The 24,680-nt window shown below is 72.3% G+C and carries 23 protein-coding genes; 12 read left to right on the top strand and 11 right to left on the bottom strand.

Translation table 11 applies throughout. The features are described from left to right. Positions 1 to 47: 47 nt before the first annotated feature. The gene (locus HJD23_RS08525) at positions 48 to 1,844 is read right to left on the bottom strand and encodes a S8 family serine peptidase (protein ID WP_171108491.1); all 1,797 of its coding nucleotides are present in this window, start codon (positions 1,842 to 1,844) and stop codon (positions 48 to 50) included. 319 nt (positions 1,845 to 2,163) lie between these two features. Continuing rightward, positions 2,164 to 3,129, bottom strand: coding sequence for an ABC transporter substrate-binding protein (locus HJD23_RS08530; protein ID WP_171108493.1), 966 nt, complete (start codon positions 3,127 to 3,129; stop codon positions 2,164 to 2,166). 395 nt (positions 3,130 to 3,524) lie between these two features. On the opposite strand from HJD23_RS08530, the gene HJD23_RS08535 reads away from it, so the two are divergent. From HJD23_RS08535 to HJD23_RS08550, 4 genes are read left to right on the top strand one after another with little or no spacing between them, the layout of a single operon-like run. Next, on the top strand, positions 3,525 to 5,990 hold the full coding sequence (locus HJD23_RS08535; protein ID WP_171108495.1) for a HAMP domain-containing histidine kinase: 2,466 nt from the start codon (positions 3,525 to 3,527) through the stop codon (positions 5,988 to 5,990). Continuing rightward, positions 5,987 to 6,463, top strand: coding sequence for a roadblock/LC7 domain-containing protein (locus tag HJD23_RS08540; protein WP_141307947.1), 477 nt, complete (start codon positions 5,987 to 5,989; stop codon positions 6,461 to 6,463). Before HJD23_RS08535 ends, HJD23_RS08540 begins: the two co-directional genes overlap by 4 nt. 33 nt (positions 6,464 to 6,496) lie before the next feature. Next, positions 6,497 to 6,922 (top strand): DUF742 domain-containing protein, encoded by a 426-nt coding sequence (locus HJD23_RS08545; protein ID WP_171108497.1) that lies wholly within the window; start codon positions 6,497 to 6,499, stop codon positions 6,920 to 6,922. Beyond that, the gene (locus HJD23_RS08550) at positions 6,909 to 7,508 is read left to right on the top strand and encodes an ATP/GTP-binding protein (protein WP_141307943.1); all 600 of its coding nucleotides are present in this window, start codon (positions 6,909 to 6,911) and stop codon (positions 7,506 to 7,508) included. The genes HJD23_RS08545 and HJD23_RS08550 overlap by 14 nt, the downstream gene beginning before the upstream one ends. A gap of 7 nt (positions 7,509 to 7,515) precedes the next feature. Here HJD23_RS08550 and HJD23_RS08555 read toward each other — a convergent pair whose 3' ends face one another. The 6 genes from HJD23_RS08555 to HJD23_RS08580 form a co-directional block, all read right to left on the bottom strand. Beyond that, positions 7,516 to 8,184: an ABC transporter permease gene (locus HJD23_RS08555; protein WP_171108499.1), complete on the bottom strand. Its 669-nt coding sequence runs from the start codon at positions 8,182 to 8,184 to the stop codon at positions 7,516 to 7,518. After that, complete coding sequence (locus HJD23_RS08560; RefSeq protein ID WP_171108501.1) at positions 8,181 to 8,867, bottom strand: ABC transporter permease subunit; 687 nt, start codon at positions 8,865 to 8,867, stop codon at positions 8,181 to 8,183. The genes HJD23_RS08555 and HJD23_RS08560 overlap by 4 nt, the downstream gene beginning before the upstream one ends. Then, positions 8,864 to 10,021 (bottom strand): ABC transporter ATP-binding protein, encoded by a 1,158-nt coding sequence (locus tag HJD23_RS08565; RefSeq protein WP_171108503.1) that lies wholly within the window; start codon positions 10,019 to 10,021, stop codon positions 8,864 to 8,866. The genes HJD23_RS08560 and HJD23_RS08565 overlap by 4 nt, the downstream gene beginning before the upstream one ends. A gap of 162 nt (positions 10,022 to 10,183) precedes the next feature. Next, positions 10,184 to 10,906: an FAD:protein FMN transferase gene (locus tag HJD23_RS08570; RefSeq protein WP_240980662.1), complete on the bottom strand. Its 723-nt coding sequence runs from the start codon at positions 10,904 to 10,906 to the stop codon at positions 10,184 to 10,186. 1 nt (position 10,907) lies between these two features. After that, on the bottom strand, positions 10,908 to 11,615 hold the full coding sequence (locus tag HJD23_RS08575; RefSeq protein ID WP_171108505.1) for an FMN-binding protein: 708 nt from the start codon (positions 11,613 to 11,615) through the stop codon (positions 10,908 to 10,910). Between the two features lie 29 nt (positions 11,616 to 11,644). Next, the gene (locus HJD23_RS08580; protein WP_171108507.1) at positions 11,645 to 12,982 is read right to left on the bottom strand and encodes a ferredoxin reductase family protein; all 1,338 of its coding nucleotides are present in this window, start codon (positions 12,980 to 12,982) and stop codon (positions 11,645 to 11,647) included. Positions 12,983 to 13,098: 116 nt separating this feature from the next. Between HJD23_RS08580 and HJD23_RS08585 the strand changes: the two genes are divergently transcribed. Both HJD23_RS08585 and HJD23_RS08590 read left to right on the top strand, forming a co-directional pair. Next, the gene (locus HJD23_RS08585; protein ID WP_171108509.1) at positions 13,099 to 13,845 is read left to right on the top strand and encodes a response regulator transcription factor; all 747 of its coding nucleotides are present in this window, start codon (positions 13,099 to 13,101) and stop codon (positions 13,843 to 13,845) included. A 5-nt stretch (positions 13,846 to 13,850) separates the two neighbouring features. Beyond that, positions 13,851 to 15,296: a HAMP domain-containing sensor histidine kinase gene (locus tag HJD23_RS08590; RefSeq protein ID WP_171108511.1), complete on the top strand. Its 1,446-nt coding sequence runs from the start codon at positions 13,851 to 13,853 to the stop codon at positions 15,294 to 15,296. A gap of 132 nt (positions 15,297 to 15,428) precedes the next feature. On the opposite strand, the gene HJD23_RS08595 is transcribed toward HJD23_RS08590, so the two are convergent. The 3 genes from HJD23_RS08595 to HJD23_RS08605 all read right to left on the bottom strand — a co-directional run bounded on the left by HJD23_RS08595 (position 15,429) and on the right by HJD23_RS08605 (position 18,557). Continuing rightward, entirely contained in the window at positions 15,429 to 16,544 is a 1,116-nt protein-coding gene (locus HJD23_RS08595) for a HAMP domain-containing sensor histidine kinase (protein ID WP_171108513.1), read from the bottom strand. Positions 16,545 to 16,547: 3 nt separating this feature from the next. Next, positions 16,548 to 17,255: a response regulator transcription factor gene (locus HJD23_RS08600; protein ID WP_171108515.1), complete on the bottom strand. Its 708-nt coding sequence runs from the start codon at positions 17,253 to 17,255 to the stop codon at positions 16,548 to 16,550. A 141-nt stretch (positions 17,256 to 17,396) separates the two neighbouring features. Further along, a complete protein-coding gene (locus tag HJD23_RS08605) occupies positions 17,397 to 18,557 on the bottom strand; it encodes a SpoIIE family protein phosphatase (protein ID WP_240980663.1) in 1,161 nt (386 codons plus the stop codon). A gap of 453 nt (positions 18,558 to 19,010) precedes the next feature. On the opposite strand from HJD23_RS08605, the gene HJD23_RS08610 reads away from it, so the two are divergent. The 6 genes from HJD23_RS08610 (at position 19,011) to HJD23_RS08635 (ending at position 24,575) form a co-directional block, all read left to right on the top strand. Then, positions 19,011 to 20,162 carry an FAD-binding oxidoreductase gene (locus HJD23_RS08610; protein WP_171108519.1) on the top strand — a complete coding sequence of 384 codons (1,152 nt, stop codon included), beginning with the start codon at positions 19,011 to 19,013 and terminating at the stop codon, positions 20,160 to 20,162. Further along, positions 20,159 to 20,458, top strand: a complete 300-nt coding sequence (locus HJD23_RS08615; protein WP_171108520.1) for a (2Fe-2S)-binding protein — start codon at positions 20,159 to 20,161, stop codon at positions 20,456 to 20,458. Before HJD23_RS08610 ends, HJD23_RS08615 begins: the two co-directional genes overlap by 4 nt. After that, positions 20,451 to 21,902: an NAD(P)/FAD-dependent oxidoreductase gene (locus HJD23_RS08620; protein WP_171108522.1), complete on the top strand. Its 1,452-nt coding sequence runs from the start codon at positions 20,451 to 20,453 to the stop codon at positions 21,900 to 21,902. The genes HJD23_RS08615 and HJD23_RS08620 overlap by 8 nt, the downstream gene beginning before the upstream one ends. Beyond that, a complete protein-coding gene (locus tag HJD23_RS08625) occupies positions 21,892 to 22,788 on the top strand; it encodes a dihydrodipicolinate synthase family protein (RefSeq protein ID WP_171108524.1) in 897 nt (298 codons plus the stop codon). The genes HJD23_RS08620 and HJD23_RS08625 overlap by 11 nt, the downstream gene beginning before the upstream one ends. Before the next feature lie 62 nt (positions 22,789 to 22,850). After that, positions 22,851 to 23,852, top strand: coding sequence for a proline racemase family protein (locus tag HJD23_RS08630; RefSeq protein ID WP_171108526.1), 1,002 nt, complete (start codon positions 22,851 to 22,853; stop codon positions 23,850 to 23,852). 24 nt (positions 23,853 to 23,876) lie between these two features. Beyond that, positions 23,877 to 24,575, top strand: coding sequence for a GntR family transcriptional regulator (locus HJD23_RS08635; RefSeq protein WP_171108528.1), 699 nt, complete (start codon positions 23,877 to 23,879; stop codon positions 24,573 to 24,575). The last annotated feature ends 105 nt before the right edge of the window (positions 24,576 to 24,680 follow it).

Consider the following 24,680-nt stretch of genomic DNA (forward strand, 5'->3'; position numbering starts at 1 on the left):
CGACCCGCCCGCTCAGGAGACGCGTCTTCTGAAGGTCTTCACCTACGTCAGAACGTCAGGCTCCAGCTGTTGATCGTGCCCGTGTCCTGCGCGGCGACATCCTGCACCCGCAGCTTCCAGGTGCCGTTGGCAACCTCGCTGGAGGCGTTCACCGTGTAGGTGGTGTTGACGTTGTCCGCGGAGTCCGAGCCGCTGGAGGACTTCAGGCGGTACGTCGAGCCGTCCGGCGCGACCAGGTCGATGACCAGGTCACCGCGGTAGGTGTGGGTGATGTCCACCGCGACCTGCAGGGCCGAGGGCGCGTTGCCGCTGCGGCCGCTGACGGTGATCGGCGACTCGACGGCCGACCCGGCGTCCGGGATCGAGACCGCGGAGGTGCTGGAGAAGGTCGTACCGGTGGACGTACCGCCCGCCACGGCCTGGACCGTCTTCGCGGCGTCGGCCAGGCCCGCGCCGCAGCCGCCGGAGCAGGAGCCGGGCAGCGGACGGGCGTTGGCCTTGATCGCCGACTCGATCTGGGCCGGGGTCAGCGAGGACTTGGCCGACTCCAACAGTGCGGCGAGGCCCGCGATGTGCGGGGCGGCCATGCTGGTGCCCTGGTAGTAGGCGTACGACTCCGTGGACGGCGTCCGGGTGCCGGAGTTCACCGTGGAGTAGATGCCGTTGGCGAGGCCGGTGCTGGTCTGGCCGCCGGGGGCGGAGATGTCGATCAGCGAGCCGTAGTTGGAGTACGAGGCCTTGGCGCCGGAACGGTTGGTCGCGGCGACCGAGATGACGTTGTTGCAGTTGCCCGGCGAGTGGTTCGCCACGTTCTCGTTGTCGTTGCCCGCGGCCACGACGACCGTCGTGCCCCGGTTCACGGCCGCGTTGATGGCGCTCTGCGTGGCGGAGGTGCAGGCGCCGTCGCCGCCGAGGCTCATGTTGATGACCTTGGCGACGTTGGAGTTGGCGGGCACGCCGGAGACGGTGCCGCCGGACGCCCAGGTGATGGCGTCGATGATGTCGGAGTCGTAACCGCCGCACTTGCCGAGCACCCGCACCGGGGAGATCTTGGCACCGTACGCGATGCCGGCCATGCCCTTGCTGTTGTTGGTGACCGCGGCGATGGTGCCGGCGACGTGGGTGCCGTGCCAGGAGGAGTTGCTGGCCGGGATGCCGGGGCCGCATTCGTTGGCGTTGTACCAGTCGCCCGGGTCGGCCGGGTTGCTGTCGCGGCCGTTGCCGTCGACGGAGACGAAGGTGTCGGAGATGAAGTCGTAGCCGCCGACGATGTTCGCGGCGAGGTCGGAGTGGGCGACGTAGCCGGTGTCGATGACGGCGACGGTGACGCCGGTGCCGGTCGAGGTGGACCAGGCGCCCGGCACGTTCATGCCGGCGGTGGACTCGAAGAGGTCCCACTGCTTGGCGTAGTCGGTGTCGTTCGGGTCGGCCAGCGGCTTGTTCAGGCGGTCCGGTACGACGTAGGCGACCTGCGGGTCCGCCTGGTACTCGGCGACGACGTCGGCGACGTCCGCCTGCGTGAGGCTCTCGCCCAGGTCGACCAGGGCGGCGCCGGTGCCGAGGCGGCGCTGGAAGTCGAGGTCCTCGCCGGCCTCCTTACCCTTGGCCCGGGCGTCGGCCTCGGCGGCCTTGTTCGACTTGGCCTCGGCGGCGCCGGACTTGTAGCCGACGATGAGGCGTTCGGCGGGCGTGCCGGGGGCGGCCTCGGTCTGGGCGGTGGGGACGGCGGCTTCGCCGGGTGAGGGGTCCTGGGCTGCGGCGACCGGGGCGGCTGCGGTGAGCAGCGCCGCGGAGACGGCGGCGACGGATATCAGCTTGCGTCTGATGGCAGGGGAGGTTCGCAAGGGCTTGCCTTTCGTGGCCGTATTCCGGACAGCGCGGAGCGGCGGTCGATGCGCCTCGTCGTCGAAGCGGAGGGGGGTATGTCGAAAAGCGGCGTGCTGAGGCCGGCCTGGCGCGAACCGACCCGTCAGGGGTTACCTGTGGGTCAGCTGTGGTGGAACGATATTCAACGGAACCGCCGGACGGATACAGGGGAAACCCTTTGTCCGGCGGGAAACTCACCCTTGCTGTCCGAGGGTTGACACGTGCGTGCCCCGCGCGGCTCAAGGCGGCGCGGGGCACGTGAGGTACGGCGGGACCCTCGGCGAGGGGCGCGGAAGGTCAGTCCAGGCCGACCGACTGCAGCCAGGCCTTCGCCACGTCCAGCGGGTCCTTGTTCTCCAGTTGGACCTGGGTGTCCAGGTCCAGCAGCGTCTTGGTGTCGAGCTTGGCGGACACCGCGTTGAGCGCGTCGACCCCCTCCTGCGGAAGGCCGCTCTTGTACACCAGCGGGGTCACGTTCGCGAAGCCGAAGAGGTTCTTCGGGTCCTGCAGAACGACGAACTTCTCCTTGGTGATGGTCGGGTCGGTGGTGAAGATGTCCGCGGCCTGCACGGTGTTCTTCGTCAGCGCCGCCTGGGTCAGCGGGCCACCGGCGTCGAGGGCCTTGAAGGACTTGAACTTCAGGCCGTACTCCTTCTCCAGCCCGACCAGCCCCTGGTGCCGGGTCTGGAACTCCGGCGAGCCGCCGATGACCAGCTCGGGCGCGATGTCCTTGAGGTCGGCGAGGGTGGACTCGGCGGTGAGGTCGTACTTCTTGGCCGTCTCGGCGTTGACGGACACCGAGTCCTTGTCCTCTGCAGGCGCGGACTCCAGCAGCGTCAGCTTGGAGTCCAGCTTGGCCTTGACGGCCGCGTTCACGGACTCGGTCGACTTCTGCTCGGCGTCGGGGTCGAGGTAGGCCAGCAGCGAGCCGTTGTACTCGGGCAGGACGGTGATGGAGCCGTTCTTCAGCAGGCCGTACGTGGTCTCGCGGCTGCCGATGTTGGGCTTGTACTCGACCTTGATGCCCTTGGCCTTCAGGGCCTCGCCGTAGATGTCGGCGAGGAGGATGCTCTCGGCGAAGTTGTTGGAGCCGACGACGACGGTCTTGCCGCCCGAAGCGCCGCCCTCGGAGAGCGGGTTGTCGGACGTGTCGTCGGAGGACGAGCCACAACCGGCGACCAGCGCCGCCGCGACGGCGAGGGCGACGGCGGTCGCGCCGCGGTGTCTCGTACTGGACCAGGTGCTCTTCACGGTTGAAGTCACGGTTCCCGTTCCGGCTTTGGGGATTTGAGGATGTGGCGGCGGAGCATGGCCATCCTGGACGCGGCGCACATACCGCACTCACTGATCCAATCCAGCCGGTTCTCGCTCAGTCAAGAGCAGCCAGGTCACCAATCGGCTTCAATGAGTGACCAGTTGTGAAGGATGCGCGAGCGATTTCCGCGTTCCGAGGAGCAGGTTGTAACGGATTCTTGACTTGGAGTGGTGCGATCCGCCCTCCCAGGAGGCGATAGTCTCACCGCAGTTGCCCTCCGGTCACAGCGGTGACACAAACCGCACCGGTGTCGTCGCACACCGGCCGAAGCCGATCGGAAACGACATGCGAACGGACACGCGCGTTTGACCCGCGCGGTGCGACACCCCACGAAGGAGGCTCGGTGTCCACGAACGAGGTGCGCGCGCCCTCCCCCGGGCCGCCCCGGGGTGGCCTGCGCGGCTTCGCCGATCGCCGGCCGTTCCGTCAGAAGCTCAACGTCCTGGTCGGCGTGCCGCTGGCCGGACTCGCGGTGCTGCTCACATATCTCATCTCCGGCCAGGTCACGCAGGCCCGCAGCGCGGCCGAGGCCGCCGCCCTCGTCCGGGACAGCGCCCAGGTCGCCGAACTCGTCGACCGGGTGGAGACCGAGCACCAGCAGGCCATCCTGCTGTCCGTGCGGTACGAGGCCGGCGACAGCGGCGCCAAGCCCTCGCTGACCGACTACCGGGCGGCGCAACGGGAGGTCGACGCCCAGGTCGAGAAGGTGCGCGCCACGTTCGGGGACCGGCTGGCGGAGACCGAGGCACAGGCGCTGCGGGAGGTCAACGGCCTGAGCAGTCTGCGCCGGACCATCGAGCAGGGCTATCTGCCCGCCGACAACATCGACCCGGCCTACCACAACGCCGCCAGGGGCCTGATCGACGGCCTGGGCCTGGACCGCAACCCGGCTCTCGCGGCCACCTTCACCGGCAATCTGCTGGACTCCCTGCTGCGCGCCAACGCCGCCCACAGCTCGTTCGAGACCAGCGTGTTCTCGGCCTCGACCGGCGACTCCAACGCGCTCATCGAGTTCATCAGCGCGGTCGGCGCCTACGAGCTGTACGAGCACCAGGCCGAGCGGTTCGGCCGGTTCGCCACCGAGGAGCAGGCGGCCGAGCTGCGCGGCATCGAGCACAACCCGGCGCAGGCGACCATCCTGCGGCAGTACGCCGAGTTGCAGATCGACCCGAGCGCGCTGCAGGCCGCGACGCCGAGCGTGCTCCGCGCGAAGTTCACCCTCGCCCTGTCCAACTACCCGGCCTACCGCGAGCAGTCCGACACCCGGCTGGCGATCACCGGCTCGCTCATCGACCAGATCGCCGACCGGGCCGACGACGCCTCCAACGACGCCTGGTGGAACGCCGCCTGGCTGCTGGGCCTCGCCGTGTCCGGCTTCCTGCTGTGGGGGTTCTTGTCGGTGACGGTACGCCGCTCGGTGATCCGTCCGGTGCAGGCGCTCACCGGTGCCGCCCGGCAGGTCGCCGACGTGGCCGGCCGTGAGCTGGCACGCGTGGCCGACGACGACACCGAGGACGACGCGCCGCCGCGGCTGCGTGAGATCCCGGTCACCGCCCAGGACGAGATCGGCGACCTGGCCGACGCCTTCAACCGGGTGCAGACCACCGCGGCCGCGCTGCTGGAGCGGCAGGTGCTCAGCCGCCGCAACGTCGCCGAGATGTTCGGCAACGTCGGCCGCCGGGTCAGCAACCTCACCACCCGGCAGCTCGCCCTCATCGACGCCGTCGAACGCGGCGAGACCGACCCCGCCCTGCTCGAACGACTGTACAACATCGACCACATCGCGGTCCGGCTGCGCCGCAACGCCGACAGCCTGATGCTGCTCGCCGGTATCCGCGAGACCGTCCTGGACGGCGGGCCGACCGCGCTCACCAACGTCGTACGGGCCGCGCTCGGCCAGATCGAGGGCTACCAGCGGGTCGAGCTGCACGCCGGGACCGAGATCATGGTCGAGCCGGACATCGTCGGCGACCTCACGCTGATGGTGGCCGAACTCCTGGAGAACGCCGTGTCGTTCTCGCCCGCGGGCAGCCCCGTCGAGGTGACCGTCCGGGCCGGTGACGAGGGCGCGACGATCACCATCGCCGACCACGGCCTCGGCATGAGCGCCGAGCGGCTCGCCGAGGAGAACGCCCGCCTGATCCGCCGCGAGCGCCTCGACCTGGTCCCGACCAAGGTGCTGGGCCTGTTCGTGGTGGGCAACCTGGCCCGCCGCTGGGAGATCGGCGTGACCCTGTCCCGTACGCCCGGCGGCGGTGTGACGGCCGAGGTCGGCATTCCGTCGACGCTGCTGCTGACGATGAGCGCGGTGGCCTCCGGCGGTTCGGCAGGGGACCACAAGCACGCGACGAGCGGTACGGCGACGGACCGCACGGAGGCGGGCGCCGTACCGGCCCCGGCGTCCGGGCCGCGGCCCGCGGCCGCCGTGCCGGGGGCACCAGAAGTGCCGGCGGTACCGGATGACGCCGTGGACGACCCTGTCCCGCTCCCCCGCCGGGTCCCCCGGCGCGAGCCGGCCACCGGTGACGACAAGCCGGTCATCCCCAGGGCCCGCACCGAGGCGCCGCCCGGCGGTGCCCGGCCACTTCGCCGCCGCGTCCGGGGCGCCACGCTGCGTACGACCGCCACCGCAGGGGCCGACCGGCAGGCCGCGCCGCGCGCCGTGACCCAGGCCGACGCGGACGCCGTACGCAGCGCGCTGGAGGAGTTCGAGGCAGCGGTGGAACGCGCCCACCGCGACAGCAACAGCGGCGCGGGCGCCAAGGGCCCGCACCACGAGAATCACCCCCCGGAAGGAGCGGAGCAGTGAGCACGTCGACAGGTGGTACTCCGACGGGAGGTACCACGCCGGACGAACTGCGGGCCGCCGCGGCCGACTTCACGTGGCTGCTCAACCGTTTCGCGACCGAGACCGCGGGCGTCGTGGACGCCATCGCGGTGTCCTCCGACGGACTGCTGATCGCCGTCGCACAGCTGCGCGAGCGCGCGCACTCCGAGCGGCTGGCGGCGATCGTCTCCGGCCTCACCAGCCTGGCCGCCGGCGCCTCCGGCAACTACGGCCTCGGTGCGCTGAACAAGGTCATCATCGACCTGGAGGGCGGTCACGTCCTGGTCTCCGCGATCGGCAGCGGCGCCGTGCTCGGGGTGGTCGCCGACAAGGAGGCCAAGCTGGGCAACATCGCCTACGAGATGACACTGTTCGCGAACCGGGCCGGTGCCGCGCTCAGCCCGCAGCTCGTGCTCGAACTGAAGAACAGCGTCGGCGTCGCGTCGACGGGCTGACCGGTCACCGCCCGGTCGAGGAGGAAGACACCCATGGCGGACGACCCGACGCCCCCGGACCCGGCCCCGGTGGGCCCCGTCCCCGCCGTGCGGCCGTTCCTCGTCACCGCCGGCCGGGTGGCGGGCGGGGGCGAGGCCGCGTCCGCCCGGACGATGCCCGTCGAGACCCAGGTGGTGGCCACCGCCGGGGGCCTCGACGCGCTCGACCGGCTCTCCTTCGAGCAGCACGACATCGTTGCCGTCTGCAAGCAGCCCCAGTCCATCGCGGAGATCGCCGCGTTGCTGCGGCTGCACCTCAACGTCGTCCGGGTCCTCGCCGAGGACCTGCGCACCGCCGGGCATCTGGCGGTGTACGTGCCGAACGCCGCCGTCACCCATGACGCGTCCGTCCTGCGAAGGGTTATCGATGGCCTCCGCGCCATACCCGACTCCCGGGGGGTACTCCGTGACACCGACTGAACCGCTCGCCGTCGGCGTGGCCGCGCAGAGTGCCGTACGGCCCCCGCTGCCGGTGAAGCTGGTGATCGCGGGCGGCTTCGGCGTGGGCAAGACCACCGCCGTCGGCTCCATCTCCGAGATCGAGCCGCTGACCACCGAGGCCGCCATCACGGAGGTCGCGGCCGGGGTGGACGACCTGTCGCACACCCCGCGCAAGACGACGACCACGGTCGCGATGGACTTCGGCTGCATCACCATCGACCCGACGCTGAAGCTGTACCTGTTCGGTACGCCGGGACAGGACCGGTTCGGCTTCATGTGGGACGACATCGTCGAGGGCGCGGTCGGCGCGCTGGTCATCGTCGACACCCGGCGGCTGGACGACTGCTACGCGGCCGTGGACTACTTCGAGCACCGGCAGGTCCCGTTCGCGGTGGCGATCAACGCCTTCGACGGGAAGGTCGAGCACGCGCTGGAGGAGGTCCGCTGGGCGCTCGACGTGGCCGAGCACACCCCGGTCGTCGTGTTCGACGCCCGGGAGCGCGGCTCGGTGCGGGACGCGCTGCTCGTCGTACTGGAGCTGGCGCTGGCCCGCACCGAGGGGTGAGGCGAGGTCAGGCGCCCCGGCGGACCCCGCGGGACACCGTCAGGCGCCCGACAGCCCAGAACACGCCGAGCGTCGCCAGCGCCAGCACGGCGACCAGCGTGGCGCCGCCCACGACCTTCTCGTAGTCCCGCTGGTAGAGGCCGTCGACGATGTAGCGGCCGAGGCCGCCGAAGCTGACGTACGCGGCGATGGTGGCCGTCGAGACGATCTGGATGGCCGCCGAGCGCAGGCCGCTGAGGATCAGCGGCAGCGCGACCGGGAGTTCGACGCGGAACAGGACCTCGGCCTCGGCCATGCCCATGCCCCGCGCGGCGTCGACGGGGGCGGGGTCGACCGAGCGCATCGCCTCGTAGGTGGTGACGAGGATCGGCGGGATCGCCAGCACGACCAGCGGGATCATCACCGGTGCCAGACCGAGCCCGAGCAGCACGAACATCAGCACCATCAGGCCGAAGCTGGGCAGGGCGCGGGCGGCGGTGGCGATGAGGGCGAGCGTGTTGCCGCCGCGCCCGGTGTGCCCGGTCAGCAGGCCGATGGGGAGTCCGACGGCGGCGGCGATGCCGAGCGCCGTCAGCGTGTACTGGATGTGTTCCAGGACGCGGGTGGGGATGCCGTCGTAGCCCTGCCAGTGGGCGTGGTCGCTGAAGAAGGCGTTGATGAAGTTCAGTACGTTCACCGGGCGGCGTCCTTCAGGGCGATCGGGCGCGCGTTCCTACGGGTCTCGCGCGGCATCCAGGGCGTGACGAGGATCCGCAGGCCGATCAGCACGGCGTCCACGACGATGGCGAGGACGGCGGTGCCAACGACGGAGAGCCAGATCAGGCGGGGCTGGTTGTAGATCATGCCGCTGTTGAGCAGGTTACCGAGGGCGCCCTGGTTGCCGATCAGCATGCCGACGCTGACCAGGGAGATGCTCGACACCGACGCCACCCGCAGTCCGGCGATGATCGCGGGCGCGGCGATCGGCAACTGCACCTGGACATAGCGGCGTACGGGCCCGAAGCCCATGGCGGTGGCGGCGTCGAGGGTCTCGCGGGGCACCGAGCGGACGCCGTCCACGATCGCCGGGACGAACACCACCAGGCTGTAGACGGCGAGCGGGATCATCACCGTCGTCTCGCTCAGGCCGGTGTAGTCGATGAGGACGACGAAGAAGGCGAGCGACGGGATCGCGTACAGCACGGTCGTCACCCACAGCACGGGCGGGTACAGCCAGCGCAGCCGCACGCACAGTTGCGCGATCGGCAGTGCCACGAGCAGTCCGGCCAGCACCGGGATCAGCGCCTCGCGCAGGTGGAGTGCGATCAGGCCCCAGTAGCTGTTCTGGAGGTCGCTGGGCAGGTCGAAGAGGCCGTTCATCGGGTGGCCTTCGCGTGGGTGGCCTGGGCGTGGGCGGTCTCCGCGGTGGGTGCCGCGGCGTGGGCGCCGCGGATCGCCTCGCCGATGGTCTGCTGCGAGACGACCCCGGCCGCCCGGCCGTCGCCGTCCACGGCGACGGCCCAGCCGGTGGGCGACAGCACGGCGCCGTCGAGCGCGGCCCGCAGCGAGTCCCGCTCGGCGACGAACGGCCGCCCGTACGGCAGCAGTCGCTCCGGTTCGATCTGCCCGGCGGTGAGGTCGCGCGGCTCGCTCCAGCCGAGTGGCCTGCCGTCCAGGTCCGTGACGAGGAGATAGGGGGCGTCGGCCGAGCCGCGGGCCGCGATCTGCTCGGCGGTGGCGTCGACGGCGACGATCGGCGTGGTGAGCAGCTCCAGTCCGGCGGACGGGAAGAAGGACAGCCGCCGGATGCCCCGGTCGGCGCCGAGGAAGTCCTCGACGAAGTCGTCCGCCGGGTTGGACAGCAGTTCGGCGGGCGGGGCGAACTGGGCGAGCCGGCCGCCGGTGCGCATCACGGCGACCATGGTGCCGAGCTTGACGGCCTCGTCGATGTCGTGCGTGACGAAGACGATGGTCTTGCCCAACTCGTCCTGGATCCGCAGCAGTTCGTCCTGCAGGCCCTTGCGGACGACGGGGTCGACGGCGGAGAACGGCTCGTCCATCAGCAGCACCGGCGGATCGGCGGCCAACGCCCGGGCGACGCCGACGCGTTGCTGCTGGCCGCCGGAGAGCTGGTAGGGGTACCGCTTGGCGAGGGATGCGTCCAGCCCCACCCGCTCCATCAACTCCCTGGCGCGGGAGCGGGCCTTGTCCTTGCCCCAGCCGAGCATGCGGGGCACGGTGGCGATGTTGTCGACGATCGTGCGGTGCTGGAAGAGGCCGGCGTTCTGGATGACGTATCCCATGGACCGGCGCAGCGTGTTGACCGGCTGCTGCATGATGTCGACGCCGTCGAGCAGGATGCTGCCCTCGCTGGGCTCCACCATCCGGTTGATCATCCGCAGGGTGGTGGTCTTGCCGCACCCCGAGGGTCCGACGAGGACGGTGATCGAACGGTCGGGTATCTCCAGTGACAGCCGGTCGACCGCCACCGTGCCGTCGGGATACCGCTTGGTGACTGAATCTATCCGTATCAAAACGCCGAACGCCCTTCGGGTGTGGCAGTCGCCGCCCGCTCTCGCCTGGGGGCGGGCCGTTGCGGGGAGAGTCTAGACCGGTTGCGTTGCGGGACTTTGGCGGGTGGCGTTCGATTCTTTGCGGAAGGGGCGGTACCGGATGCGCCCCACAGGGGCGCAGGTCTACGCCGCCACCGGCAGCCCCGCCGTACGCCGCACCCGCCGCCCGGCGTCCACGGCGTACACCTCGCACCCCTCCCGCCCGGCCACCCAGGCAACCCCCTCCGCCCCCATCGCGAACGCCGCCGTCGCCGCGGTGTCCGCCTCCGTCAGGGTCGGCGCGACCACCGTGACGCTGAGCAGGCCGGTCGCCGGACGTCCGGTGCGCCCGTCGACGATGTGCTCGCCGCGCTCGTACGACGCGGACGTCGCCACCGCCGCGTCGGTCAACTCCAGGACGGCGCACACCTGATCGGCGTGGTCGGGATGCCGTACCCCCACGCGCCACGGACCGCCCCCGACGACCACATCGCCCCCGGCGTTGAGGCAGAACCGCCGTACCCCGGCGCCGGTCAGCAGCTCGGCCGCCCGCTGCACCGACCAGCCCTTGACCACGGCGCAGGGGTCGAGTCCGCGGCCGGGCAGGCGGGCGTCGAAGGCGCCGCCGGTCGCGAGCCGGTACTGCTCGCACAGGTCGAGGACCTCGGCGAGGTCGGCGCTGACCTCGCCGGGGCCGATCTCGCCCCGGTCCAGCCGGGACACCTCGCTGTCCGCCTTGAACGGGCTGAACCGCTCGTCCACTTCGCGCAGCCAGGCGAACACGGCGTCCGCGAGCCCCTCGGGCACGTGCTCGTCGTCGATGCGCAGGGAGACCGGGAAGCCCATGACGTGTTCGACGCGGTGCACGTCAGGCGCCCTTCGCGTCGATCACGGCCTGGAGGGACTGCTTGTAGCCCTCGCTGGTGATCGTGGCACCGGACACCGAGTCGATGTCCGCGCTCTGGGCTTCGAGGGTCTCCTCGATGAGCGTCGGGACGGCGGCCGTGGTCTGCGGGTGGTTCGGCTGCTGGAGCATCCGTACGGCCGTGATCTCGTCGCCCTCGAAGGTCGCCTCGACCTGCACGGGGCCCTTCTCGGTGTTCGCCGTCGGGCCCGCGACGACCTCGGGCTCCGCTGCGGAAGCGTTGTCGGAGGGGCTCGCCGAGGCGGCCGCCGCGGCCTGCGCGTCGATGGCGGCCTGCAACGACTCCTTGTAGCCCGCGCTGGTGATCGTGGCCCCCGACACCGAGTCGATGTCCGCGCTCTGCGCCTGAAGCGTCTCCTCGATCAGCGTCGGGACGGCGGCCGTGGTCTGCGGGTGGTTCGGCTGCTGCAGCATCCGTACGGCCGTGATCTCACCGCCCTCGAAGGTCACCTCCACCTGCACGGGGCCCTTCTCGGTGTTCACGGTCGAGCCCGCGACGACGCGCGAGGCGGAGGTCCCTGAACCTGAGGAGGAGGGCGTCGAGGCGGGTTGGGTCACCTCGGTGGTCGTCGTGGTCTGGGACGGCTCGTAGCGCCAGACCGGGATCAGGCCCGCGACGGTCAGGACCAGGACAGGCAGTGCTCGTTTCACGGTGTTCTTCCTCGTTCCCGTCAGGTCCGTCAGCCCGCCAGGCTGAAGCGCTCGTGGTGGATCTGCGTCTTGGGCACGCCCAGCTCGCGCAGGCTGTGCAGCACCCCGCGGGTCATTCCGGGCGGTCCGCACAGATAGACGTCGCGGTCGGCGATGTCGGGCACCAGCCGGGCGAGTTCGGCGGCGGACAGCCGGTCCGGCTCTGCGGGGCCGGTGACCAGGTACAGCTCGGCGCCCTTGGCGTGGGCCAGTTCGCGCAGCTCGTCGTAGAGCACGGCGTCCTGGTCGGTGGCCACGCGGTAGATCAGTACGGCGTGCCCGTGCAGTTCCTCCAGCAGGGCCCGCATCGGCGTGATGCCGACGCCGCCGGCGATGAGCAGGGCGTCCGGCCGGGTGCGGTGCATGGTGGTGAAGGCGCCGTAGGGGCCCTCGGCGAAGACGCGGGTGCCGGCCTTGAGGTGGCGCAGGCCGGCGCTGCCGGCGCCGACGGCCTTGGCGGTCAGGCGCAGGGAGCGGCCGTCGGGCGCGGCCGACAGCGACCAGGGGTTGGCCTGCCACCAGCGGCCACGGGTCAGGAACCGCCACAGGAAGAACTGGCCGGCGCGGGCGGGCAGCCGGTCGAGGTCGCGGCCGGTGACGTAGACGGAGACGACGTTGTCGTTCTCGGGGACGACGGCCGAGACGCGCAGCTGGTGGCGCCAGTTCCGCCACAGCGGCAGCACCAGGCGGCCCACCAACACCGACCCGAGGGCGACGGTCCACAGGGTCCACCAGTAGCCGGTGGCCACCGGCGAGGCGACGAAGGTCGTACCGACCGCGACCTGGTGGGAGAAGGCCAGCACCACGGCGATGTACGTGTAGAGGTGGATGAAGTGCCACGTCTCGTAGGCCAGTCGGCGCCGGGCGAAGCGGGCCGAGACCGTGCCGATCACGATGATCAGCGCCAGCGCGACCACCGCCCGCAGCACGCCCTCGACCGTCTCGGCGAGGTCGACGAGCTGGTTGACCGGGTCCAGGCCGGAGGAGCCGGCGTAGCCGAAGGTGATGAACACCGCGTGGGCGAGCAGCGTCCACAGCAGCGAGAAGCCGATCCAGCGGTGCCACAGGGTGAGCCGGTCCATGCCGATCCGGCGGTCGAACCAGGGCAGCCGGGCCACCAGCACCAGCTGGAAGGCCATGAGGAGGGCGCCGTACAGCCCGGCGAGGCGGCCGAGGACGATCAGCGCGTTGGAGGCGAACCCTGCCTGGACGAAGAAGTAGGTGACCGCGGCCACGTTGGCGGCCAGCACGGCGTACAGGCCGGTGCGGGCCACCACTTTGGGACGTATCGCCGCGACGGGCGCGGCAGGCGACTGGACGGTCGTCACGGACAGCAACTCCTTGGTCGGGGGCCTGGTCGGGGCCTTGCGACACCGAGCTTGGCTGGCCGGAGCTGTCGTTTCCCTGTCGTACAACTTTCAAGTGGATATCGATGTGCGTCCGCATGGTGACCGGGTCTGGCGGCGGACGGCCGGTGCCGCACTATGAACGAGTGGAGAAAGTACGACTGCTGGTCGTGGACGACGACCCGCCCATCGCCGACCTCGTCGCCACGGTCGCCCGCTACGAGGGCTGGGACGCGGTCACCGCGAACTCCGGCGACGAGGCGCTGCGCCGGGCCGCCGAGTTCCATCCGGACATCGTCGTGCTCGACCTGATGCTGCCGGACGTGGACGGCTTCGGCGTGCTCGACCGGCTGCGCGGTTCGGGGACGATGGTGCCGGTGGTGTTCCTCACCGCGCGTGACGCGGTCTCCGACCGGGTGGCGGGGCTGACCCGGGGCGGGGACGACTACCTGGTGAAGCCGTTCGCGGTGGAGGAGCTGATGGCCCGGCTGCGCACGGTGCTGCGGCGCGCCGCGGGGCCCGGGTTCCAGCGTTCGGTGCTGCGGGTGGGGGACCTCACCATGGACGAGGACACCCGTGAGGTGCGGCGCGGCGAGCGGCTGCTGACGCTGACGCCGACCGAGTACGAGGTGCTGCGCTATCTCATGCGCAAGTCACCGACCGTGCTCACCAAGGCGCAGATCCTCGATCATGTGTGGGAGTACGGTTTCGGCGGCCGTTCCAATGTGGTGGAGCTGGTCGTGAGCCGTCTGCGGCGCAAGCTCGACGAGCCCGACGACGGCACCGCACCGCTGATCCACACCGTGCGGGGCTTCGGTTACGTGATCCGGCAGGCCGCAGAGTGAGGCGAGTGCTGGGCCGGCTGCGCCACGGCTACGGCAGGCTGCGCCTGGGCACCCGGCTGGCGCTGGGGCTGGGCGCGCTGTCGCTGGTGGTGTTCTCCGTGGTGGGCACGGCCCTGACGACGTACATGCGGGACTACCTGTCGGCCCAGCTCGACCAGCAGCTGGCGCAGGCCCAGATCGCCCAGTCCAAGAGCATCGCGGACTACGGCACGCTCTCCGGGAAGAAGTACTACAGCTGGTACTACGCCGTGTACGACGTGTCGGGCGGCGCCGCAGTGCTCCGCAAGCCCGAGGACCCCGCCGACCTGCCGGCGGACGTCGACGACTTCACCGCCCTGGCCCGGGCCCAGGTCGCCGCGGACACGGAGCTGCTGCGCACCGAGCAGATCAGGGGTGCGGGCGCCTACCGGCTGCGCGCCTGCGAGGTCGAGCCCGGGGTGGTCCTGGTGAGCGCCGCCCCCATGGGCGACATCGAGGACACCGTGCGGCAGCTGATCACGATCCAGGTGGTCACGTTCGGGCTGGCGCTGCTGGCGCTGGTGGTGCTCGGCCGGAAGATGCTGCGGCGCGGGCTGCAACCGCTCAGCGACATGGCGCACACCGCGCACGGCATCGCCTCGCACGATCTGACCGAGTCCGCGGCCCGGCTGCCGCTGCGTGCGGACCGCCGGGGCGGCGGCCCGGAGGTGGAGGAGCTGCGCACGGCGTTCAACACCATGCTGGAGCACATCGACGACTCCCTCGCCGTGCGCGCCGAGGCCGAGCAGCGGCTGCGCCGGTTCGTCGCGGACGCCTCGCACGAGCTGCGGACGCCGCTGATGTCGGTACGCGGCTACGCGGACCTCTTCCAGTACGCGGCCGCGAACGCGCCCGAGGAACGGGACAAGCATCTGGCGCGGCTGCGGGCCGAGGCCGCCCGGATGGGTTTCCTGCTGGACGATCTGCTGCTGCTCGCCCGGCTCGACGCCGCCGAGGTGGAGACGCCGCTGCGGCTCACGGACGCGGACCTGGTCGAGCTGGTCGAGCAGGCCGCCGACGCCTTCCGCGCCGCGCACCCCGGCCATCCGCTGACGGTGATCACGGGGGACCGGCCGGTGGAACTGCGGCTGGATCCGCAGCGGATCCGGCAGGTGCTGGACAATCTGCTCACCAACGCCGCCGTGCACACCCCGGCCGGGACGGAGGTGGGCGTGGCGGTCTCGGTCGCGCCCGGGGCGGCGCTGGTGCGGGTCTGCGACGCGGGGCCCGGGATACCGGCCACCGACCGGGAACGCGTCTTCGACCGTTTCTACCGGGTCGACAAGGCCCGCAGCCGCGACCGCGGCGGCAGCGGGCTCGGCCTGGCGGTGGCCAGCTCGCTGATTCGCGCTCATTGCGGCACGATCGAGCTGAGCAGCGAGCCGGGGGCGACGGTGTTCACGGTCCGACTGCCGGCCGGCGTAGCGCCCTGAAGGGGCGTGGGGCTCTCTCGATGTGCGGCTCCGCCGCGTGGGCGCGACCAGCCACGACGGTGCCGCAGACGATCGACGGCATACCGCGGCACTCCCAGCGGAGCCCAGCCGCACCGCCCGGTCACGCGCGCCTCAGACGTCCGCCATCGGCAGCGTCACCTCGAAGCGGCAGCCGCCGGAGACATTGCGTACGGCGGCCCGCCCGTGGTGGGCCTCCACGATGCCCCGCACGATGGCGAGCCCCAGTCCGGCCCCGGCCGGTGGCGTTCGGGCGTCGGTGCCGCGCCAGCCGGTGTCGAAGACGCGCGGCAGGTCCTCCTCCGGGATCCCGCCGCAGCCGTCCGTCACGGACAGGACGACCCCGCCGTCGGGCGAGCGCTCGGCGGCCACCGCGACCGTGCCGTCGGCGGGCGTCCGCCGGATCGCGTTGATGAGCAGGTTCCCCAGCACCCGGCTCATCTCCTTGCCGTCCACCTCGACGGGCACCGGCTCGACCCGGTCGCCGACGAGCCGTACGCCGTGCTCCCGGGCGAGCGGGTCCGCGCCCGCGAGGGCGTCGCCGATCAGGTCGTACACCGAGATCCGGCTCGGGCTCAGCGCCAGCGTGCCCGCGTGGATGCGGGAGAGTTCGAAGAGGTCGCTGACCATGTCGTTGAGGCGTTCGGCCTCGGCGCGGATCTGGCGGAGGTAGCGGTCGGGGTCGGCGGCGACGCCGTCCTCCAGCGCCTCGGACATGGCGCGCAGTCCGGCGAGCGGGGTGCGCAGGTCGTGCGAGATCCAGGCGACCAGTTCGCGCCGGGAGGTCTCCAGGGCGCGCTCGCGGTCCCGGGACTCGGCGAGCTTGCGGCTGGTCGCCTCCAGCTCACGGCTGAGTGCGGCGAGTTCGGCGGTGGCGGGGCCGTCGGGACTGGTGAAGTCGCCGCCGTCGCCGAAGGAGCGGGCGGCGAGGGTGAGGGCGCGGCTGCGGGCGGCGACCCAGCGGCCCAGCAGAAGCGCGGTGACCAGGGAGACCACGGCGGCCATCGCGACCACGGTGGTCACGACGGTCAGGTCGTGCGCGGACAGGAACATCGCCTGCGCGACCGCGAGCGTGCCCGCGAACATCGCGCCGACGGCGACGGCGGCGACCACGGTGATGTGCGTGGTGAGCGAGCGCCGCCGGATCAGCAGCAGCACCCCGGCGCCGAGCAGCCCGGCCGCGGCGGCGCCGAGGAAGGCGAACAGGGCGATGAGCAGGGTGGCTTCCACGGCTCACGCCTCCCCGTCGCCGGCGTCGAAGCGGTAGCCGACGCCCCACACCGTCTGGATGAACCGCGGCCGGGCCGGATCGTCCTCCACCTTCCCGCGCAGCCGCCGCACATGGACGGTCACCGTCGACAGATCGCCGAAGTCCCACCCCCACACCTCACGCATCAGCTCCTCCCGGCTGAACGCCCGCCCCGGGTGCCGCAGGAGGAACGCGAGCAGGTCGAACTCCCGGATCGTGAGGGCGAGTTCCGCCCCGTTCTTGGCGGCGCGCCGGGCGGCCGGGTCGATCGTGAGCCCGGCGGCGCTCAGGGTGCCCGTGGAGTGCGGCGCGGGCCGGGTCCGGCGCAGCACGGACTCCACCCGCAGGACCAGCTCGCGGGGGCTGAAGGGTTTGGTGACGTAGTCGTCGGCGCCGACCTCCAGGCCGAGGATCCGGTCGTCCTCGTCCCCGCGCGCGGTGAGCATGATCACCGGCACCGGGCCGCGCACCCGCATCTGCCGGCACACCTCCAGTCCGTCCATGCCGGGCAGCATCAGGTCCAGCACGACCAGGTCCGGCCAGTGCGCGGCGGCGCGGGCCAGCGCGTCGGGGCCGTCACCGGCCCGGTCCACGACGTATCCGGCCCGGTCGAGATACCCGGAGACCACTTCGGCGACGGTCGGGTCGTCGTCGACGACCAGGACCCGGGCCCCGTACGACTGCTGTTCCATGCCGCCAGCCTCGCACTCCGCACGCGAGTGCGGGACCGGCGCCCCCGGATGTCCCCGATCCGTAAGAAAGGCTCCTCAGGAGAGGGCGTCGGAAGGACTCCTCAGGAGAGGGCGTTGGTAGGGCTCCTCAGGAGAGGGCATTCACATGCCGAACGCCACGCCCTCCTCCTCGGCGTGCGGCCGCTGCCGGAGCCTGGACGCCAGGACGGCCACGTCGTCCTCCGCGTGGCGGGCGTCCAGGTTGGCGAGGACGGTGTCGATGATGGTCTCCATGTCCTCCGGGGCGGTGAAGCGCAGCCCGGCCAGCCGGTTCAGGGACTGGTCGATGTCCTCGCCGCGATGCTCGACGAGCCCGTCGGTGAACAGCAGCAGCGTCTCCTGGGCGTCCAGCTGGAACGTCGCCGGCTCGTAGCCGCCGAGCCCCGTGCCCAGCGGGGGGCCGACCGGCACCGGCAGCAGCGAGGTGTCCCCCATGCCGTCGATCACGGCGGGCGGCAGATGACCGGCGCTGGCCAGCGTGACCTGACCGCGCACGGGGTCGACTCGGGCGATCAGACAGGTGGCGGGACGACGGTCGGGCTCGCTGGAGGCGATGTCGTCGAGCTGGCGCAGCACGCGGTGCGGCGGGAGGTCGGCGGAGGCTATGTAGCGCAGGGCGGAGCGGTAGGCGGTCATGTCGACGGCCGCCTCCAGGCCGTGGCCCATCACGTCGCCGACCACGAGCAGGGTCCGCCCGAAGTGCAGCCGGACGGTCTCGCACCAGTCGCCGCCGACCAGCGCGCGCTGCCCCACGGGCAGATAGCGGATGGCGACGTCCAGGTTGGGGTGCGGCCGGCCGGGCTCGGCGAGCAGGGCGCGCTGGAGATCGCCGACGATCCGGCTCATCCGGTCGTGCTCCCGGGCGTGCCGGATGTGCGAGGCGGCCCGCTCGGCGAGCAGCGCCAGCACGTCCGTCTCCGACGGGGTGAAGGGCCCGTAGCCCCGGACGCACACCAGGACGCCGAAGCGGTCCTCGCCGCTGGCGAGGGGCACGCAGAGCGCGGGGCCGCGCCGCTCGTGCCCGACCCGGCTGTCCGACCGGAGCGCCACCTCCACGGCCCATCGCAGGTCGGGCAGCAGCGTGCGGTCGCCGGTGACCGCCTGGTAGTCCGCCTCGCCCTCCTCGCCGCGCCGCACGATGGCCGCGGTGCCCCCGGTGTGCTCGGCGGCCACCTTGGTGAGCTCGACGCAGGTGGTCTCCTCGTCGAGCGTGGTCCCGATCCCGGCCACGGTCGACCGCAGCGCCGTCAGCCGCGACGACACGCCGGGTCCCGGTAGGGGCGTGTTCGTACGGCCGACGGCACCGACCGTCGGAGGTTTTCGAAACGACTGGATCCATCGCGCCACACATAACACCTTAAATGGGTGATAAACCGACATAAGCCACATATCCACCGCCCGAGACCCGGGCCGTCCCGCTCGGGGCGGCCGGCGCAGCCGTCCTCGGTCACCACGGCAGACCCGCCTTCTCACCTCATGACGTTCGCCGGAAAACACCGGTTGCCAAAGGTATCCATCCACACCGCCGCGCCACGCCCGCCCCCGCGCGGGGACGGCCCGCCGAGCGGAGCGAACCGCCGCGCGCGTGATCGCGTACGACCGACAGCGGCACGGTGAATTCACCAAAGCGCCATCTCTCCGTTACCCAGAACCGCAGAGGAAGGAATCCGTGTCGGCGGCCTTCCGGCAGTGCGCGCTATGTGACATATTACTGCCGTGACCAAGCAGTTGACCTGTGATGTCGTAGTGGTAGGAGCCGGCATGGTGGGCGCCGCCTGCGCCTTCCACGCGGCCCGGGCGGGCCTGGATGTCACGCTGGTCGACCGGGGCCCGGTGTCCGGCGGCACCACCGGCGCGGGCGAGGGCAACGTCCTCGTCTCCGACAAGGAACCCGGCCCCGAACTCCAGCTCGCCCTGCTGTCCGCCCGCCTGTGGGCGGAGTGGGCGGAGGAATTCGGCACGGCGGTCGAGTACGAGGCCAAGGGCGGCGTGGTCGTCGCCTCCTCGCCCGAGGGCCTGACCGCCTTGGAGAGGTTCGCGACCGGTCAACGCGCCGCGGGCGTCGAGGCCGTACCCGTCGGCGAGCACCAGCTCAGGGATCTGGAGCCGCACCTCGCCCCCGGCCTCCCGGGCGGCATGCACTATCCGCAGGACGCCCAGGTCATGCCCGCCCTCGCCGCCGCGCACCTCGTACGGGCCTCCCGCGCCAGGCTCGAAACCGGCCGGATGGTCACCGGCGTCCTGCGCGGCCCGGACGGTGCCGTGCGCGGCGTGCGGACGGACCGGGGCGAGATCCACGCCCCGGCCGTCGTGAACGCCGCCGGGACCTGGGGCGGCGAGGTCGCCGCACTGGCGGGGGTCCACCTGCCCGTCCTCCCCCGGCGCGGCTTCGTCCTGGTCACCGAGCCGCTGCCGCGGCTGGTACGGCACAAGGTGTACGCCGCCGACTACGTGGCCGACGTGGCCAGCGACTCGGCGGCCCTGCAGACCTCACCGGTCGTCGAGGGCACCGCGGCGGGCCCGGTGCTGATCGGCGCGAGCCGCGAACGGGTCGGTTTCGACCGGTCCTTCTCGCTGCCGGTGGTACGGGCGCTGGCGGCGGGCGCCGTCCGGTTGTTCCCGTTCCTCGGCCGGGTGCGGGCCATGCGGACGTACGTCGGTTTCCGCCCGTATCTGCCCGACCACCTGCCCGCCATCGGCCCCGATCCGCGCGTGCCGGGCCTGCTGCACGCGTGCGGGCACGAGGGCGCGGGCATCGGGCTGGCGACCGGGACCGGACATCTGATCGCCCAGGTGCTGAGCGGACGGGCGCCGGACCTGGACCTGGCGCCCTTCCGCCCCGACCGTTTCGAGGGGAACGCAGGATGAACCCACTGAAGCTGACCGACGCCCGGCCCGGCCCCGCCTTCACGGTCACCTTCGACGGCCGGGAGATCACCGCGCTGCCCGGCCAGACCGTCGCCGCCGCGCTGTGGGCGGCCGGTGTCGCCTCCTGGCGCGGCACCCGGGGCGCCGGGCGGCCGCGCGGGGTGTTCTGCGGGATCGGGGTCTGCTTCGACTGCCTGGTGAGCGTCAACGGCCGCCCCAACCAGCGCGCCTGCCTGGTCCCGGTACGGCCGGGCGACGCGATCCGTACGCAGGAGGGAACGGGACACGATGACTGACCGCCCCCGTCTCGCCGTGATCGGCGCGGGCCCGGCGGGGCTCGCGGCGACACTGGCGGCGGCCGCCGACGGCGTACGGGTCACCCTCGTCGACTCCGCCCCGGAGGCGGGCGGCCAGTTCTACCGGCAGCCCGCGCCCGGGCTCGGCGCCCGCCGCCCGCAGGCGCTGCACCACGGCCGGCGGACCTGGCAGCGGCTGCGCGCGGGGCTCGACCGGCAGCTCACGGCAGGCCGCGTCACCCACCTGACGGACCATCATGTCTGGTCCGTCGAGCGGCACTCCGGCGGTTCCGGCGGTTTCACCGTGCACGCGCTGCTCGGACCGCTGCAGGAGGACGGCGTGACGGTGGACGCCGACGCGGTCGTCCTCGCCACCGGCGGCTATGAGAAGGTGCTGCCCTTCCCCGGCTGGACGCTCCCCGGCGTGGTCACCGCGGGCGGCGCCCAGGCCCTGCTCAAGGGCGGGCTCGTCCTGCCCGGCCGCACCGCCGTGGTCGCCGGGACCGGCCCCCTGCTGCTGCCCGTCGCGACCGGGCTGGCCGCGGCGGGCGCGCACGTCGCCGCGCTGGTCGAGTCCGCCGACCCGAAGGCCCTGGTACGGCGCTCCCGCACGCTGTCCGCGCTGCCGGTCAAGCTGGCCGAAGGCGCCGGATACGCGGCCCGGCTGCTGCGCCACCGAGTCCCGGTGCTGGTCCGCCATACGGTGGTGGAGGCGCACGGCGCCGAACGGCTGACGGCCGTGACGGTCGCAGCCCTCGACGCCGAGGGCCGGGTCCGTCCGGACACCCGGCGCCGTATCGCCTGCGACACGCTCGCCGTCGGCCACGGCATGCTGCCGCACACCGACCTCGCCGCCACCCTGGGCTGCCGCCTCGACGGGGTCGCCGTGCACGTGGACGACGAGCAGCGCAGCGACGTGCCCGGCGTGTGGGCGGCGGGCGAGGCCACCGGCATCGGCGGCGCGGACCTCGCGCTCGCCGAGGGGCACATCGCGGGCCGCTCCGCCGCCGCACGGCTGACCGGCGGACGGCCCGACCCACGGACCTGGGCCGGGGCGGCGCGGAGCCGGGCGGCGCTGCGCGGGTTCTTCGCCGCGCTCGACTCGGTGTACGCACCGCCCGCGCACTGGGCCGAGCAGCTCACCGACGAGACCTTGATCTGCCGCTGCGAGGAGGTCCCGGCCCACGCCGTCCGGACGGCCGTCGGCGAGCTCGGCGCCGGTGACGTACGGACCGTGAAGCTGCTCACCCGTGCCGGGATGGGCTGGTGCCAGGGCCGGATGTGCGGGCCCGCCGTCGCCGCCCTCACCGGCTGCCCCCAGACCCCGGCCCGCACGCCGTTCGCCCGGCCGGTGCCGCTCGGCGTACTGGCCGGGCAGGCCCCCGACGCACAGACCGGACCACTCGACAACCCCCCGGACGGGAAGGACCCCCATGACGACTGACCAGCACCGCCCCTGGCGCGGCGTCCTCGTCGCCACCGCACTCCCCCTCACCGCCGACCTGGCCGTGGACCACGAGGCGTTCGCCGAGCACTGCGCCTGGCTCGTGGCGAACGGCTGCGACGGCGTCGTACCGAACGGCTCGCTCGGCGAGTACCAGGTCCTCACCCCCGAGGAGCGCGCCAGGGTCGTCGAGACCGCCGTCGCCGCGATCGGCGGCGAGCGAGTGATGCCCGGGGTCGCCGCGTACGGCGCCGCGGAGGCCCGGCGGTGGGCCGAGCAGGCGCGCGACGCGGGCTGCGGCGCGGTGATGCTGCTGCCGCCCAACGCCTACCGCGCCGACGAGCGGTCCGTCCTCGCGCACTACGCCGAGGTCGCCCGGGCGGGCCTGCCCGTCGTGGCGTACAACAACCCGATCGACACCAAGGTCGACATCGTACCGGAGCTGCTCGCGAAGCTGCACGGCGAGGGGCTGATCCGGGGCGTCAAGGAGTTCTCCGGCGACGTCCGGCGGGCGTACCGCATCGCCGAACTCGCCCCGGAACTCGACCTGTTGATCGGCGCCGACGATGTCGCACTGGAGCTGGCGATCGCGGGCGCCAAGGGCTGGGTGGCCGGGTATCCGAACGCGCTGCCGAAGGCCTCGGTCCAGCTGTACCGGGCCGCGGTGGCCGGCGACCTGGACACCGCGCTGGCCCTGTACCGGCAGCTGCACCCGCTGCTGCGCTGGGACTCGCGTGTGGAGTTCGTGCAGGCCATCAAGCTGTCGATGGACATCGCCGGACGGTACGGCGGCCCGTGCCGGCCCCCGCGGGTGCCGCTGGCGCCGGAGCAGGAGGCGGCGGTGCGGGCGGCGACGGAGAAGGCCGTCGCGGCGGGGCTCGGATAAGCGGCAGACTCGCGCAAGCGGCGGGCTCGTACAACTCGTATCCGGATACAGGGAGGTTGGTCGTGCGCAGCTCACTCGTCCTGCACGCCGTCGACTCGCACACCGAGGGCATGCCCACCCGCGTGATCACCGGCGGGATCGGCACCATCCCCGGCGCGACCATGAACGAGCGGCGGCTGCACTTCCGGGAACACCGCGACGACATCAAACAGTTGCTGATGAACGAGCCGCGCGGCCACGCGGCGATGAGCGGCGCGATCCTCCAGCCGCCCACCCGCCCCGACTGCGACTGGGGCGTCGTCTACATCGAGGTCTCCGGCTATCTGCCGATGTGCGGGCACGGCACGATCGGTGTGGCGACCGTGCTGGTGGAGACCGGCATGGTGGAGGTCACCGAGCCGGTCACCACCATCCGCCTCGACACCCCGGCCGGTCTCGTGGTCGCCGAGGTCGCGGTCGAGGGCGGCGCGGCCAGGAACGTCACCCTGCGCAACGTCCCGTCCTTCGCCGTCGGCCTCGACCGCAAGGCCACGCTCGCCGACGGGCGCACGGTGACGTACGACCTCGCCTACGGCGGGAACTTCTACGCCATCCTGCCGCTCGCGGAGTTCGGCCTGCCGTTCGACCGCGCCCGCAAGGACGACATCCTGAAAGCGGGCCTGGCGCTGATGGAGGCCGTCAACGCCGAGGAGGAGCCGGTGCACCCCGAGGACCCGTCGATCCGCGGTCTGCACCATGTCCACCTGCTCGCCCCGGACGCCACCGCCCGCCACTCGCGCCACGCGATGGCGATCCACCCCGGCTGGTTCGACCGCTCCCCCTGCGGTACGGGCACCAGCGCGCGCATGGCGCAACTGCACGCCCGTGGCGAACTGCCGTTGCACACCGAGTTCGTCAACGAGTCGTTCATCGGCACCCACTTCACCGGCCGCCTGCTCGGCACGACGGACGTGGCCGGGATCCCGGCGGTGCTGCCCAGCTTCACGGGGCGGGCGTGGATCACGGGCACGGCCCAGTATCTGCTGGACCCCGAGGATCCGTTCCCCGCCGGCTTCACTCTGTGACGATCGAGATCGAGGAAGGACCCCATGACCGCGCCCACCCCCAGCCTCCCCGCGCTCGGCGGCAGGAAGAGCAGCTACCGCGAGCGCGTCGCCGACGCCCTGCGTGCCGCGCTGATCGCCGGTGAGCTGCGCACCGGCGAGGTCTACTCGGCGCCCACGCTCGCCGCCCGTTTCGGGGTCTCCGCGACGCCGGTGCGCGAGGCGCTGCTGGACCTGGCCAAGGAGGGCCTGGTCGACTCGGTGCCCAACAAGGGCTTCCGGGTCACGGCCGTCTCCGAGAAACAGCTCGACGAGTACACCCACATCCGCGCGCTGATCGAGATTCCGACCACGGTCCAACTGGCCCGCACCGCCGACCCGGTGGCGCTGACGGAGCTGCGTCCGGTCGCCGAGGAGATCGTCACCGCGGCCGTGGCCGGCGACCTGATCGCCTATGTCGAGGCCGACCTGCGCTTCCACCTCGGCCTGCTGGCCCTCGCGGGCAACGAGCACCTCGTCGAGGTGGTCCGCGACCTGCGCCGCCGCGCCCGCCTCTACGGCCTGACCGCACTCGCCGAGCAGGGCCGCCTCCAGGCGTCGGCCGAGGAGCACCTGGAACTCCTCGACGCCCTGCTCGCCCGCGACGAGAGCGCCGTGCACGCCGTCATGACCCGCCACCTCGGCCATGTCCGGGGCCTGTGGGCCGCACCGCAACCCGAGCCCCGGTCGGCACCGGACGCGTGATCGCAGTCACACCACGGCGTAGTACGGAATCCGCCGCCCCTTCAAGGCCCACCCGAAGAGGGCAAGGTCACAGCCGTGGCCTCTGCTGCTCCTTTGTTCACCTGG

It is taken from the genome of Streptomyces sp. Z423-1 (genome assembly GCF_013009255.1).
Taxonomy (GTDB): domain Bacteria; phylum Actinomycetota; class Actinomycetes; order Streptomycetales; family Streptomycetaceae; genus Streptomyces; species Streptomyces gossypiisoli.